14 protein-coding genes, 1 riboswitch and 1 other annotated feature are annotated in these 15,026 nt (G+C 38.3%); of the genes, 7 read left to right on the forward strand and 7 right to left on the reverse strand.

All coding sequences use genetic code 11. The features are described from left to right. Positions 1-167 precede the first annotated feature (167 nt). The 3 genes from BN985_RS09075 (at position 168) to ytkD (ending at position 1,680) form a co-directional block, all read left to right on the forward strand. Positions 168-488, forward strand: a complete 321-nt coding sequence (locus tag BN985_RS09075; protein WP_042222758.1) for a hypothetical protein — start codon at positions 168-170, stop codon at positions 486-488. Between the two features lie 136 nt (positions 489-624). Beyond that, complete coding sequence (locus BN985_RS09080) at positions 625-1,176, forward strand: hypothetical protein (RefSeq protein ID WP_052360650.1); 552 nt, start codon at positions 625-627, stop codon at positions 1,174-1,176. Positions 1,177-1,212: 36 nt separating this feature from the next. Further along, entirely contained in the window at positions 1,213-1,680 is a 468-nt protein-coding gene (gene ytkD, locus BN985_RS09085; protein ID WP_042222759.1) for an RNA deprotection pyrophosphohydrolase, read from the forward strand. A 39-nt stretch (positions 1,681-1,719) separates the two neighbouring features. Here the strand turns inward: ytkD and BN985_RS09090 are convergent, their stop codons facing one another. The 4 genes from BN985_RS09090 to pckA form a co-directional block, all read right to left on the reverse strand. Further along, positions 1,720-2,532 (reverse strand): ABC transporter permease, encoded by an 813-nt coding sequence (locus BN985_RS09090; RefSeq protein WP_042222761.1) that lies wholly within the window; start codon positions 2,530-2,532, stop codon positions 1,720-1,722. A 19-nt stretch (positions 2,533-2,551) separates the two neighbouring features. Next, a complete protein-coding gene (locus BN985_RS09095; protein WP_042222764.1) occupies positions 2,552-3,331 on the reverse strand; it encodes an ABC transporter ATP-binding protein in 780 nt (259 codons plus the stop codon). Positions 3,332-3,343: 12 nt separating this feature from the next. Next, the gene (locus BN985_RS09100) at positions 3,344-4,333 is read right to left on the reverse strand and encodes an ABC transporter substrate-binding protein (protein ID WP_042222766.1); all 990 of its coding nucleotides are present in this window, start codon (positions 4,331-4,333) and stop codon (positions 3,344-3,346) included. A 128-nt stretch (positions 4,334-4,461) separates the two neighbouring features. Continuing rightward, positions 4,462-6,051, reverse strand: a complete 1,590-nt coding sequence (gene pckA / locus BN985_RS09105; RefSeq protein ID WP_042223077.1) for a phosphoenolpyruvate carboxykinase (ATP) — start codon at positions 6,049-6,051, stop codon at positions 4,462-4,464. Between the two features lie 200 nt (positions 6,052-6,251). Continuing rightward, positions 6,252-6,357: riboswitch (SAM riboswitch) on the forward strand. A 130-nt stretch (positions 6,358-6,487) separates the two neighbouring features. Here pckA and metK point away from each other — a divergent pair. Further along, a complete protein-coding gene (metK, locus tag BN985_RS09110; protein ID WP_042222768.1) occupies positions 6,488-7,687 on the forward strand; it encodes a methionine adenosyltransferase in 1,200 nt (399 codons plus the stop codon). 358 nt (positions 7,688-8,045) lie between these two features. Here the strand turns inward: metK and BN985_RS09115 are convergent, their stop codons facing one another. Next, the gene (locus BN985_RS09115; RefSeq protein WP_042222770.1) at positions 8,046-8,561 is read right to left on the reverse strand and encodes a gamma carbonic anhydrase; all 516 of its coding nucleotides are present in this window, start codon (positions 8,559-8,561) and stop codon (positions 8,046-8,048) included. An 81-nt stretch (positions 8,562-8,642) separates the two neighbouring features. On the opposite strand from BN985_RS09115, the gene BN985_RS09120 reads away from it, so the two are divergent. Beyond that, a complete protein-coding gene (locus BN985_RS09120) occupies positions 8,643-9,704 on the forward strand; it encodes a tetraprenyl-beta-curcumene synthase family protein (RefSeq protein WP_042222771.1) in 1,062 nt (353 codons plus the stop codon). 142 nt (positions 9,705-9,846) lie between these two features. Here BN985_RS09120 and BN985_RS09125 read toward each other — a convergent pair whose 3' ends face one another. Next, the gene (locus BN985_RS09125; RefSeq protein ID WP_042222772.1) at positions 9,847-10,413 is read right to left on the reverse strand and encodes a tRNA (mnm(5)s(2)U34)-methyltransferase; all 567 of its coding nucleotides are present in this window, start codon (positions 10,411-10,413) and stop codon (positions 9,847-9,849) included. Between the two features lie 101 nt (positions 10,414-10,514). Continuing rightward, positions 10,515-10,729 (forward strand) — a binding site (T-box leader). Between the two features lie 80 nt (positions 10,730-10,809). Here BN985_RS09125 and leuS point away from each other — a divergent pair. After that, positions 10,810-13,224, forward strand: a complete 2,415-nt coding sequence (leuS, locus tag BN985_RS09130; protein ID WP_042222774.1) for a leucine--tRNA ligase — start codon at positions 10,810-10,812, stop codon at positions 13,222-13,224. A 45-nt stretch (positions 13,225-13,269) separates the two neighbouring features. On the opposite strand, the gene BN985_RS09135 is transcribed toward leuS, so the two are convergent. Beyond that, complete coding sequence (locus BN985_RS09135; RefSeq protein WP_042222776.1) at positions 13,270-14,016, reverse strand: hypothetical protein; 747 nt, start codon at positions 14,014-14,016, stop codon at positions 13,270-13,272. Positions 14,017-14,268: 252 nt separating this feature from the next. Between BN985_RS09135 and BN985_RS09140 the strand changes: the two genes are divergently transcribed. Then, entirely contained in the window at positions 14,269-14,577 is a 309-nt protein-coding gene (locus BN985_RS09140; RefSeq protein ID WP_084157513.1) for a rhodanese-like domain-containing protein, read from the forward strand. The last annotated feature ends 449 nt before the right edge of the window (positions 14,578-15,026 follow it).

Genomic DNA, 15,026 nt, shown 5'->3' on the forward strand with positions numbered 1-15,026 from the left:
GGTCTTTTTTTGTATGGAAAAATTTGGGATGCGCTCCACAAAAAAGCATACCTTTACACTGGCTCATTTAACTTTTCTCAAATCATAATTTATTAAATGTACTTTTCTTGGCAAGTTCATACATGCTTCCTCTTATTTTGTGACAGATTAAAAAGAGGAGGTGCGATATGGAGAAGAAAAAGTTCTATGTAAACGTCGGTTCTGGTGAAATATCGCAGGAAAAGTTTAATAATAATGAGGAATTTATTATCAACGCAACGGAGGATGAAGTTGCAATTCTAAGAGATAAGTTTAATTTGATGCATGAAGCTGGGATAAAAACCTTCTTTCGTGCCCATGTACCAATTAACCCTTATCATAATGATAAATCAAATGATTATTACGATGATGAAATGACACAAGCCTATAGTATGATTCATCAATTAGGAGAAGAAGAAACAAAAGCGCATATTGAACAAATGGGGATTCTGACTGACGGACACATGTAAACCCACTCAACAGACCTTTACTTTTCAATTAAACATGACTACAGCATAAACTATGCTGTAGTTTATTTTTATTTTTGAGGTTTATCCCTATGCTAAAAATGGAATAGTATTACAGACCCCTAAGAGGAGGATTTATATGAAAAAATTAGTTCATACGTCCCTTGTTACTTTAGTGTCTGCTATATTAATTATAATTGGTATAAATATTGGTTTAGATCATCCATTAGAGTCTGCAACTGCAGTAGCGAAGTCACATCATGGTTCTAATGCTGAGCAAAAAAAGAAAGAGGAGCCTATACAACCGGCAAATTTAAAAGATGAAAAAGTTAAGGAATTGATGCAAAAGTTCATGGACACATTAGTTCAAGATACAGATGATACATATAAAGTAAAGAATATGGATACAAAGGAGGAACTAAGAACCGCTTTTGAATCCATAGCAGAGAGAGAAGTATTCGAACCATTCATAGACTATTACTTTAATGAAAAGGGCGATGGCCTATATATTCTACCTACTGAAACTCCACCTTGGTTTGTAGCAGAAAACCCATATGATATGGTACAATTAGAAAATAATCTTGTTAGAGTCAAGCAGGAAAATGAGAATCCATTGCAAGGTAAATATACAATCGAAATTGACTTTGTTTACGATAAGCAATGGAAAATTTCAAATATAGCCATTTCTTAAACTAATAATGGACAGTACATGAAGGTAGTTGAAACAATGTTTACTTTTAAAGACTATTACAATAATAAGGTGAAGCTATCTTTTCTAAACCAACCCTTTTCGAATGACCCTAGGCATGTATGGGTTATTTGCAAATATAGAGATAAGTGGTTGCTTACAAAACACAAAGAAAGAGGCTTGGAGTTCCCGGGAGGTAAGGTTGAAATAGGGGAAACTGCAGAACAGGCTGCTGAAAGAGAAGTAATGGAAGAAACTGGTGGAACGATTAAAGATTTATACTATATAGGTCAGTACTATGTTTATGGTAAAAGAGAGCATGTTGCGAAAAATGTTTATTTTGCAATAGTAGATTCCCTCCTTCCTCAAAAAGATTATTATGAGACGGAAGGGCCTAAGTTATTGAATGCAATGCCTCCGAATATCAAGCAAAGTAAAGCATTTAGTTTTATTATGAAAGACGATGTATTATATCGTTGTATTGAGCGTATAAACGTCACATTATAAAATCGCCTATTCTGATAATAGGCGATTTTTAGTATTGTATTAGGTTTTACTTCTTATGAGCCGTCCTTCTAATTTTTCCACGACCTTATACATAATTGCCGCAAAGATAGCAATGAGTACGAGACTTGAAAGAACAAGTGAGAAATCAAAAACCTGAAATCCATAAATAATTAAATATCCTAGTCCTTGCTTTGCTACAAGGAATTCTCCTACAATAACACCAACCCAGGAAAGACCTACGTTTACTTTTAACGTGGAAATCATAGCAGGCAGTGTGGCGGGGAAAATCGCTTCTTTAAATTGCTGCCACCGCGTTGCTCCAAAGCTTCTCAATACTTTTTCATAATTGGGATCTACCTCATTGAAGGCATTATAAATAACTAATGTTGTGATGATAACAGAAATGAGTGCTCCCATAGCGATAATGGAGACATAACCCGTACCAAGTGCAACAATTAAAATTGGTCCCAAGGCAACTTTGGGCATGGCATTCATGATAACGAGATAAGGGTCCATTATTTTAGAGAATCTTGAGGAAGACCATAAAACACTTGCAAATATGATTCCAACCAGAGTACCGATAATAAACCCAGCAATGGTTTCAAATAAGGTTATTTGAATATGTTTTAACATAGAACCATCCGCCATGTTTGAAATAAGGACCTGCGTAACTTCTGAAGGAGAGCTGAAGAGTAGTGGATCAATCCAATAGAGTCTGCTGGCAATCTCCCAAAGCCCGACAAAAGCAATTAGTAGGGCAAGTTGCCAGGTGATAATAATTCGCTTTTCTCTTTTTAAGTTGTATTTGTATTGTTGGAATAATTGACTATCCGTTTTTGTTTCAGGCGCCATTCTCTTCTCTCACCACCTTTCATTCTTCAGTCTTTCCTTCTTTATCTTCTAGTTCTTCCCAAACTTTATCGAACAGTACTTGGTATTTAGGGTGTTTGCGAACAGAAAAAGGAGCCTCCTGTCGTAGTTCGATCGGCACTTCAAATACCTTTGAGATCATACCGGGGTTTGCTTCCATAACAAAAATGCGATCTGCCATTGCAATTGCTTCCCCGATGTCATGCGTAACTAAGATTGCTGTTTTGTTGAAAGCTTTCAAGGTAGTGGAAACCAGGTCTTCAAGCTTTAATTTGGTCTGATAATCTAGAGCGGAAAAAGGTTCATCTAGAAGCAAAATTTTGGGGTTATTAAGTAATGTTCTTACAAGAGCAACCCGCTGACGCATCCCACCTGATAATGATTCTGGATAAGCTTCTGAAATTCCGGTAAGTCCTACTTGATTTAGCAGTGTTTCCGCTTTAGTCAGGATTGCAGGGTCATTACTTTTGTGGATTTTCGGACCGATCATCACATTTTCCATAATAGTTTTCCAAGGAAATAAGTAATCCTGTTGTAGCATATACCCGATGGTTTTGTCGGTTGGCTTTATCGGCTTATTTTCGAGTAAGACTTCTCCTGAAGTGTGTTTCACAATTCCAGCTATAATAGAAAGAAGCGTTGATTTCCCACAACCACTAGGGCCAAGTAATGCTACAAACTCTCCTTGCTTAATGGAAAGGGAAATATCCTTTAATGCTTTCTTATAGCTGTTTGCTAAAAAGTAATGATGGGTGACATGGTCTATTGTGAGAAATGACATGTGATCACCCTCCTATTTATTCATGATTTGTTCAGCAATGGATGTGTTAACCAGTTCCTCATAGGGGACATCTGCTGGTAGTTCTTCCGCTTCTTCCATGATAGCCTTTAAGTTATCCCATTCTTCTTTATCGAGTATAGGGTTCGTTGCAAAAGAATCCTGGCCTTTATATCTCTCGATAGAGGAAGTTAACAGATCAAGCTCCGTCTCCTCGAAATAAGGCTGTATTACGTTTGCAATTTCTTCTGCACTATTTTCATCAACCCACTGCTGTGCTTTATATACGGCTCTAGTAAACTTTTCTATCTCTTCTTCATTTTCATTAAGGTAACTTTGTTTGGTCATAAAGACTGTATATGGCACGTGGCCAGATTCCTCACCGAATGAAGCAACTATGTGGCCGTTTCCTTCTTTTTCAAAAGTACTTGCTGTCGGTTCAAATAACTGCACATACTCTGCATCACCTGAAACAAAGGCGCCAGGTATATTGGCAAAATCAATATTTTGCTGCAAATCTAAATCATTTTGCGGATCTATGCCATGTTGTTTCAGAACAAATTCCCCGACCATTTGAGGCATGCCACCTTTTCGTTGTCCTAAAAAGGTACTATCCTTTAAATCTTCCCATTTAAAATCCGGTTTGGGCTCTTTAGCTACCAGAAACGTTCCATCTGTTTGTGTTAACTGAGCAAAATTAATAACTGGGTCCTTGGAATTCTGTGCATATACATAAATTGATGTTTCTGAACCCACTAATGCAATATCTGCCCCGTCGGAAAGAAGGGCCGTCATGGTTTTATCTCCACCCCAGGTAGTCTGTAATTCAACATCCAATCCTTCTTCTTCAAAAAAGCCTTTTTCCAAGGCAACATATTGTGGAGCATAAAATAATGAGCGTGTTACTTCAGCAAGTTTTATAGATGAAGTGGTGTCTTGGTTGCACCCGATCAATATAAAAGAAAGTGAAGCGCATATAAACATCAACGTTATTAACTTCTTCATTTAATTAGACCCCCTCAATTCTATATATGGTTATGTCAAGACAGTGTATGCATTAGCCTAAATTGTGTGAACGCCTAACAATAAAGCACATAAAAAAAAGGCCTCTTTATGAGGCCGCTTTCTGTCAGTTAAGATATGGTCTTTCGATATAAAGGTCCTGCCTGTTTAATAGCAGTACTCGCTTCCGTGAATTTCTCAAAATTTCTATGAAACTTCAATGCAAGCTCTTCTGCTTGCTCCTGATAGTCTGCAATGTTATCCCATGTGTTGACAGGTACTAAGAGATCTTCAGGAACACCAGGTACATGTCGGGGTATTTCAAGGCCGAAAATTTCATCAAGGACTGTTTCTACCTCGTTTAACTCGCCTTGCAATGCGGCATAAACCATAGCTCTTGTGTAGGAAAGTTTAATACGTTCCCCACCCTTTCCATAAGTGCCACCAGTCCAACCAGTATTAATTAAAAATACATTTACCGAATGCTCTTCAATTTTTTTACCTAACATTTCAGCATAAACGGAAGGAGAGAGAGGCAGAAATGGTGAACCAAAGCAAGCTGAAAAAGTTGCTTGAGGCTCTGTTACGCCACGTTCGGTTCCGGCAAGCTTGCTTGTGTAACCACTTAAGAAGTGATACATTGCTTGTTCATTTGATAATTTACTAATTGGAGGAAGTGTTCCAGAAGCATCCGCCGTCAAAAAGATAATGGTATTCGGATGTCCAGCCACACTTGGAACCATGGTATTATCCATATGTTCTATTGGATAGGCGGCTCGCGTATTCTCCGTTAAAAACGTATTACTATAGTCTGGGTTGTCGTTTTCATCAAGAATGACATTTTCCAAGACAGAGCCAAATCGGATCGCATCGTATATCTGAGGTTCTTTTTCTTTAGAGAGATCTACGCATTTCGCATAACAGCCCCCCTCTATATTAAAGATTCCTTTGTCACTCCAACCATGTTCATCGTCCCCAATTAACTTTCTATAAGGGTCAGCTGATAACGTTGTTTTACCCGTTCCTGACAAACCAAAGAATAAAGCAACGTCACCTTCATCGCCAACGTTTGCTGAGCAATGCATAGACATAATGTTTCTTTCTGGCAATAAATAATTCATCACGGAAAAGATGGACTTTTTAATTTCTCCTGCATATTCTGTACCACCAATTAGGATAACTCTTTTTTTGAAGGAGACAATAATAAATGTTTCTGAATTCGTTCCGTCCGTAACAGGGTCTGCTTTACACCCAGGAGCTGAAAGAACTGTGAACTCTGCTTTATGTCTTGTAAGCTCATCCTTAGTTGGCGCAATAAATAACTGTCTGGCAAACAAACTATGCCATGCATATTCAGACACAACTTGAATCGGTAGACGAGACGTTTCATCAGCACCAGCAAATCCTTTAAATCTGTATATCTCATCTTGATTTTTTAAGTAGGACATTGTTTTGTTATACAATTTTTCAAAAACCTCTTCGTCAATTGGTTGGTTGACAGGACCCCAATCAACTTTTTCTTCACTGACAGCATCACGAACAATAAATTTGTCTTTAGGAGAGCGTCCCGTATATTTACCTGTGGTAGCTAGAACTGCACCATTTGAGGTCAATACGGCTTCCGATTTTGCTAGGATTCTATCAATAAGCCGAGGAACTGAGGCATTTTCCTGGATACAAGAATGTTGTTCTAAATCAGTACAAGGAATATTTTCTACCATTTTCACTTCACAAGCACCTACCTTTGATTTAAATGTGATGTTATGTTGCGTTAATTTGATTATTAGTATAACACATTTAACTTAATAGTCCATACTAAATATATATTCTAAGCATATGAAATTTTCGTAAACCTTGTTACGAACCGAAAATAGTTGACATGTCAGTTCTCATTCGATAAGCTAAATTTCGAGCGGATACTCTCTTATTCAGAGTAGGTGGAGGGACAGCCCCGATGAAACCCAGCAACCATCACATCGGTGAAAAGGTGCTAACCTGGTGCAAGGTATTTCCTTGAACAATAAGAGCGAAAGGCTGGTACTCCTTTCCTCATTACTGAAGGAAGGGCTTTTTTTATTTAATAAAACCTTTGTAATGAAAAAGCAAAACTTTATAATTAGAGATCCGTAACAGAAACCCAAAGGAGGATTTAGCACTATGGCTGCTAATCGTCGTTTATTTACTTCAGAATCCGTAACAGAAGGGCATCCCGATAAAATATCTGATCAGATTTCGGATGCAATTCTAGATGAAATTTTAAAGAAAGACCCTTACGCACGTGTTGCTTGTGAGACAACCGTTACCACAGGTCTTGTACTCGTATCAGGGGAAATCTCTACAAGCACGTATGTGGATATTCCAGCAATTGTAAGAAAAACAATTAAAGAAATTGGGTACACACGTGCCAAGTATGGTTTTGATGCAGATACTTGTGCTGTATTAACAGCAATTGATGAACAATCTGCTGATATTGCCGGTGGTGTAGACGAAGCCCTTGAGTCACGCCAAGGAAAAATGAGTGATGAAGAGATTGCTTCTATCGGAGCAGGGGACCAAGGTTTAATGTTTGGTTTTGCCTGTGATGAGACTGAGGAGCTTATGCCTCTACCGATTTCATTGGCACACAAATTGGCGAAGCGTTTGGCTGATGTAAGAAAAGAGAACGTTCTAGATTACTTACGCCCAGATGGAAAAACACAAGTAACAATTGAATATGATGAACAGGATCAACCGGTTAAAGTAGATACCATCGTTATTTCTACACAACACCATCAAGACATCACGACAGAGCAAATTGAAAAAGATTTAATTGAACATGTTATTCGACCAGTTGTCCCAGAAAATCTTTTAGATGAAACAACGAAATACTTTATTAATCCGACAGGGCGCTTTGTTATAGGAGGGCCTCAAGGAGATGCTGGTTTAACTGGTCGTAAGATTATTGTAGACACTTATGGCGGGTATGCTCGTCATGGTGGTGGGGCGTTTAGTGGGAAGGACTCTACGAAAGTGGATCGTTCTGCTGCTTATGCTGCACGTTATGTTGCGAAGAATATTGTGGCTGCAGAACTTGCCAAAAGTTGTGAAGTGCAGTTAGCATACGCTATTGGGGTAGCTGAACCTGTATCGATCGCGGTGAACACGTTTGGAACAGGCAAAGTATCTGAAGAAGAGTTAGTGCAAGCCATTCGCAAACTGTTTGATTTACGTCCAGCTGGCATTATTCGTATGCTTGATCTACAAAAACCAATCTTTAAAAGTACAGCTGCCTATGGTCATTTTGGTAGAACAGACATCTCATTCCCTTGGGAAAAAACAGATAAAGTTGTGGAATTAAAAGCATTGGTGGAGAAGTAAATAAAACATACTAAGATTAGTGGGTAAGGGCTGGGACATAACGTCCCAGCCCCTTTAAAATGCGAACAATAAAATAAGGAAAAAGAATGCTTCATTACCGCTACGTAAAATACTACGCTTTCCGCGGGCACGGCCTCAGTCTCCTCAGAAGCAAAGATCGCTTCTTGTGGGGCCTTCGGACTCGTGCTGTTCCCACTGGAGTCTACGCATTTTCCTTCGCTAAAGGGGGGTTAGGATACATAAAGATTAGGTACTATCTAGAAGTATTCGAACTTTTAATACATTACTTCGTTTGAGTGTCCGGTATTTTCTTGTTTAATTTTCTTATCTTCCAACTTCTTTTTACTTAATTATTCCTTTATAGGTTGGTTTCTGTTTTGTAATAATGGCCTTTCTCTACATAGGAGGTGCGAATTCGTTTCATTTCTTCATGATCTTCGTTTGTTAAGTCACGGACTACTTTGGCTGGTCTGCCAAGTGCTAATGTATTGGGCGGGATTTTCTTACCCGGTGGTACAAGGCTTCCGGCTCCAATAAAAGCACCTTCACCAACCTCTGCTCCATCTAAAATGATAGAACCCATTCCGACCAAAGCTTTTTCTCTAATGATAGCGGAATGTAATGTAACCTGATGGCCAACGGTTACATCATCTTCAATGATTAGTGGCATATTTGGACTTTGGTGAAGCATAGATAAGTCTTGGATGTTTACACGCTTCCCTATTCGAGTAGGTGCAACATCTCCACGAATAATCGTTTTAAACCAAATGCTGCATGATTCTCCTATTTCAACATCGCCAATGATCGTAGCATCTTTTGCGACAAAAGCCGTCTCATGAATGAAAGGATGTTTCTCTTTATAGTGATGAATCATTTGAATCCTCCTTCTTATTGTGGTGATATAGATAGTATAGCAAAAATTACTAATTTAAACTGATTGAAGGAAGGCAAACGAATGCAAAACGATATACCAACAAAATCTATCTCTTTACTAAAGTCTTTAAAATTAGAAATTTTTCCAGAGGTTGATAAAGAGTTGGCTAAGTGGAAGTCCAAAGCTGAAACGATCCCGAGTAAAGAATTGCGGACACAGGCATTGGCAAGTATTGAATCGAAGAAATTCCATTGTCAAGGAGGATCAGTATACGCACTGCTTGCGGGTGATAAAGGGAAAGAAGCGATCAAGTTCATCGTAGCCTACCAAACCATAAGTGATTATTTAGATAATCTTTGTGACCGGAGTACATCACTAGACCCGAAAGATTTTCGGTTACTTCATGAAGCGATGTACTGTGCATTAAATCCGGCTCTAGAAACAAAAAATTATTATGCACTACGAGTGGATCAAGACGATAACGGTTATTTAAATGACTTAATAAAAACGTGCCAAGAGCAATTAAGCCTATTGAAACAAGATGAAATTCAACCATTACTCAATCGTCTAGTTTCACTTTATTCAGATTTGCAGGTCCATAAACATGTATCGCTTTCAGAAAGAGTCCCGCGACTAAAGAAATGGTTCAATGAAACGAACACGAACAATGATCTAACTTGGTATGAATTTGCGGCAGCTTCAGGCTCTACATTGGCCATTTTCTGCTTAATTAGCTATGCATTGGGAAATAAGTTGGAAGAGCGCCATACAAAAGAAATTTTTCACGGTTATTTTCCGTATATGCAAGGGCTCCATATATTACTCGATTATTATATTGATCAAAAGGAAGATTTAGAGGAAGAAGATTTAAATTTCTGTTTTTACTATCCGAACGAGGAAATAATGAAACAGCGATTTATGCATTTTATCCAGGAATCGGATAAGCATGTACAAAAGTTACCGGACGCTTCATTTCATCAGATGGTAAGACAAGGTTTAGTTGGTTTGTATCTCGCAGATCCGAAGGTTAAGCATCTTTTAAGCGATACGGAAATGAAGAAAAACCTGTTAAAAGCGAGTGGAATGAATGCCCGTTTATTTTACTGGTTTACAAAAATGTATTATAAGATGAATAGAAAGTGAAGAAGGGGAGTAGATTGCAGAAATTTTAATATTAAGTTAAAAGATTAAGAAGATGTGAAAAAACAGACCGGATAGATATCAATTCATCCAGTCTGTTTCTTTTTACTAAAGAATATATAATATTTATGTATTCTATCGCACTCTACCTTTTCTGAATCGCAATAATAAATGGTGGATCATTTTGTTGGTTTATGAAACCATATTGTAAAACGTTATAAGCCCGTTGCGGAAGTCTCATAGAATATTTTAAGACTGTTTGCATCTCGTCCTTACCGCCCTCGTGGCCATGGTAGACGACGAGCACAATCAAGCCATTTGGTTTCAATACAGATAGAATCTGATCAATTGCCGCCACAGTTGAATCCCCACTTGTAATAATACTTTTATCACTTTGAGGTAAGTAGCCAAGATTGAATATCGCCCCACCAACCCGCTCAATGTTATCATTTTTTAGGTGTGTCGAAACATTTGCATGACTATCATGTATCAATGAAACATTGGTATAGTGGTTTTCATCAAGCACTTTCCTTGTGTGTTCAATTGCTTGTTGTTGAATGTCAAATGCAAGCACATGACCCGTGTTTCCAACAACCCTACTTAAAAATAAAGTGTCATGGCCATTACCGCAAGTTGCATCAATGACCTTTTCCCCTTTTTCAATAGAACTCTCTAAAAGATAATGGGCATAATTTAAAATGTTCATTAGCATGGACGTACTCCTTTCACATTGCATATGTCCAGTTTAACAAAAAATCTTACCTATTACCTTGACAAAGCGACAGGGATTATTTAAAATTCGATATACATAACGTAACGACAATGCAAAGGAATAGTAATATTACTTTTTACCATAGAGAGACAGTGGCTGGTGAAAACTGTTGTAAAAAGGGTATGAACTCACCTTGAAGTTGCAGAAATGAACGACATGTAGTTTCTGCCGTATATCCGCGTTAAGGAATACAAGTGAACGCACTATTTGCGTTAATTTGGGTGGTACCGCGGGAGCAAAGCTTCTCGTCCCTTTTCAAGGGATGAGTGGCTTTTTTTATTGGCTCATGTTCGTAAATGACGATCGATTAGACGTTTTTAAAAAGGAGGAAAAATGATGAGTTTTAACCACAGAGAAGTGGAGAAGAAATGGCAACATCATTGGAAACAAAATAAAACATTTAAAGCAGATACGTATTCCGAGAAAGAAAAGTTCTATGCCTTGGATATGTTCCCATATCCTTCAGGTTCTGGTTTGCATGTTGGTCACCCGGAAGGATATACGGCGACTGATATTATATCTAGAATGAAACGGATGCAAGGGTTTGAAGTTATGCACCCAATGGGATGGGATGCATTTGGGTTACCTGCAGAACAATATGCAATCGATACAGGTAACAGTCCGGCAGCTTTTACCGAAAAAAACATTGCTACCTTTAAACGACAAATTGAGGAGCTAGGTTTTTCTTATGATTGGGATAGAGAAATTTCCACGATGCAACCAAGCTACTATAAATGGACGCAATGGATTTTCACCAAGCTTTATGAAAAAGGGCTTGCTTATATGGATGAAGTGGCTGTGAACTGGTGCCCTGCATTAGGTACGGTTTTGGCAAACGAAGAAGTTATTGATGGTAAAAGTGAGCGGGGCGGACATCCCGTTGTACGAAAACCGATGAAACAATGGATGCTGAAAATTACTGCTTATGCGGATCGCCTTCTTGAGGACTTGGAAGATGTCGATTGGCCAGAGAGTATTAAAGATATGCAACGTAATTGGATTGGTCGTTCAGAAGGGGCCGAAGTCCAATTTTCAATCGATGGACATGATAAAGAGTTTACTGTATTCACAACGCGTCCAGATACGCTTTTTGGTGCAACCTATGCAGTTCTAGCTCCTGAGCATCACCTTGTTAAGGAAATTATGACTGCTGAACAAAAAGAAGAGGTAGAAGCATACCTGAATAAGGTGCAAACAAAATCTGATTTGGAAAGAACTGATCTTGCCAAAGAGAAAAGTGGGATCTTCACTGGAGCCTATGCGATTAATCCAGTTAATAACGAGAAAATGCCAATTTGGGTTGCTGACTATGTTCTAATGTCTTATGGTTCTGGCGCGATTATGGCTGTTCCGGCGCATGATGAACGTGACTACGAATTTGCTGTAAAATTCGACCTGCCTATTCGTGAAGTTGTAGCAGGCGGAGATGTAGCGAAAGAAGCATACACAGGAGACGGGGAACATGTAAACTCTGACTTTCTAAATGGAATGACGAAAGATGAAGCTATTACTAAATCAATTGAATGGCTAGCAGAGAACGGAAAAGGAGAGAAAAAGGTAACCTACCGTTTGCGTGACTGGTTGTTCGCCAGACAGCGTTACTGGGGAGAACCAATTCCTGTTATTCATTGGGAAGATGGGAGCATGACAACTGTTCCGGAAGAAGAACTTCCACTTGAACTGCCAAAGATGTCGAAGATTGAGCCATCTGGTACAGGAGAATCTCCACTTGCTAATAGCGAAGACTGGGTGAATGTAGTAGATCCAGAAACGGGCATGAAAGGCCGCAGGGAAACAAGCACAATGCCACAATGGGCTGGGAGCTGCTGGTATTTCCTTCGTTTTATCGATCCAGAGAACACTGAACAACTAGCTGACCCAGAGGCTCTAAAGAAATGGCTACCAATCGATATTTATATTGGTGGCGCAGAACATGCCGTACTTCACCTTCTGTACGCACGTTTCTGGCATAAGTTCCTATACGATATTGGTGTAGTTCCGACAAAAGAACCGTTTATGAAATTGTTTAACCAAGGTATGATCCTTGGAGAAGGAAATGAGAAGATGAGTAAGTCTAAAGGAAACGTAGTAAATCCTGATGACATTATTTTCTCCCATGGTGCGGATACGTTGCGCCTGTATGAAATGTTCATGGGACCACTAGATGCTGCGGTAGCATGGTCTACTAATGGTTTAGACGGGGCAAGAAAGTTTCTTGATAGGATTTGGAGATTGTTTACAGATGGAAACGGAAACCTTTCTGCCAATATAACAGAAGAAAATGATGGTTCACTTGAGAAGGTGTATCACGAAACAGTTAAAAAAGTAACGTCTGATTTCAACAACCTTCATTTTAATACAGGGATTTCCCAATTAATGGTGTTTATTAATGAAGCATACAAAGCGGAACAATTGCCAAAAGAATATATGGAAGGCTTTGTTAAAATGCTTTCACCTGTTGCACCACATATTGCCGAAGAGCTTTGGGAATGCTTAGGCCATAAAAATACTGTAAGTTATGAGCAGTGGCCGAAATACGATGAATCCAAACTTGTGGAAGATGAAGTAGAAGTAGTAGTTCAAATCATGGGGAAAGTCCGCGCTAAGTTAACTGTCGCTAAAGACATTTCTAAAGAAGACTTGGAAGAGAAAGCACTTCAAGAGGAGAAAATTCAAGAGTTGCTTGAAGGGAAAACAATTAGAAAAGTAATTGTCGTACCAGGAAAGCTTGTTAATATCGTTGCAAATTAGTACTGAAATTAAAATGCGCCCCTTCTACTAGAAGGAGCGCATTTTTTAATTTGATGGCAACCATTCAGTCTGTAGCAATATCCACTTTCCGTCTTCAAAATACCATAGGGACTCAACTGTACCTAAACCATCAGCGTGATAGGCCCCACTAATTTGCTGAAAACTTTTTAAACCATACCCTTTACTATCACTTATTAACACAGGTTCGAAAAATGCGATAGGGTCAATCATGACCGATTGGGGTTTTAGAAGTTTTCCATTTTCGTCGTACAAACCTAGCCTTATATAATCTTCTGATCGATCAGACACATCCATTAAAATTGGATCACTACCTTGGGTTAATTCAATTGATACAATAAAATCATCTTTAAAAGAACCTTGTAAATAAAGTTGTTCAGGCAAAGGGATTTCAGTCAATTCACCATTTGCTAATGTGTTAAGCTGGTAATTATATAGCCCGCCACTTCCACCAGTTGCACTTTGGTAAAAAATATCCTTAACACCATCATGATTTAAATCGATTAGTTTTACTGTAGGCTCATAGCCACCTTGGTAACTAATTTTCCATTCTTCTTTATTAGGCCCGATAATCTCTGACCAAATTTCTCTATAATATGATGCGTCAGGAGAAAATAAAATTCCTTTAACGTTTACTGTTTCGTTGACTCCATCACCTGTTAAGTCTCCTTCAACCGTTTCAATTAAAACACCGTCTGCTTCCTTGGCAATTACTTGAGAAAATCCAAACATGGTTAAGAATGCTCCTAATAAAATGGCTAACGTTTTTCTCATGTCATATTTTCCTTCCTATATAGAACCTTTTTTATCCCGGAGCAACCGTCCGTAAGACTCCCACTTCAAAACATGAAGAGAAAAGAGTAAACAGAAGCTAACACCCCGATTCGTTCAACTAAAAATCCGTGGGGGAAGAGCGAAACCCCCGCTGATTAAGTTTCACTTTATAGTGTGTGCCGGAAAGTTGCACGTTATCCAACGAAAAAGTATGATAAACATGAACTTAAATGAAGGAAGGTGCGATTTTTGATGGATATTAATGAAATTAAACCTAATGAATTACATGACGAATTACGTACTGATAAAAAAGACCTTATAGTAATAGACGTAAGAGAGAACGAGGAAGTCGAGCAGGGAATGATACCTGAAGCAAAACATATACCTCTACAACAGATTCCTGATTCTTTAAATGAATTAGAGTCTGACAAGGATTACGTTATGGTTTGTCGTTCAGGTAAAAGAAGTATGCAAGCAGCAATGCATTTAAAAGAACATGGATATAAGGTTCGTAACATGGCAGGCGGAATGCTTGAATGGGAAGGCGATGTAAAAGCCTAGTATTCATAAAAGGGGAGACTTAATGAAAAGTCTTCTCTTTTAATTAGTCGAATATTACCATTCAGTTATCTTATATACTATTATTATTATTTAATCTAATTATGCGTCCATTTGCCAAAAAAAGCGGAATAGATGCGATTTTACTTAAGTGTTAAAAAGCTATTGACTACTTTTGTTGAAAAGTGCTATAATAGTTTTCCACCGCAAAGAAGAAAACATATTTGTGGGGGAGACATTTTGAGGTGTGATTTTGGTAAATAGCTTTTCGAAACTTTATTCAAAAAAGTTATTGACTTCATCTGAACATCTTGTTATACTATAAAAGTTGCTTTAAAAAGCGACACAAACAAATTGCTCTTTGAAAACTGAACAAAACAACTAGTATGTCAAGGAAAAACAGATATTCTGTTTTTCGAAGAAATACAAGCAGAAGCCAGTATTCTGCGAAA

The organism is Oceanobacillus manasiensis (assembly GCF_000724085.1).
Classification (GTDB): Bacteria; Bacillota; Bacilli; order Bacillales; family Amphibacillaceae; genus Oceanobacillus_B; species Oceanobacillus_B manasiensis.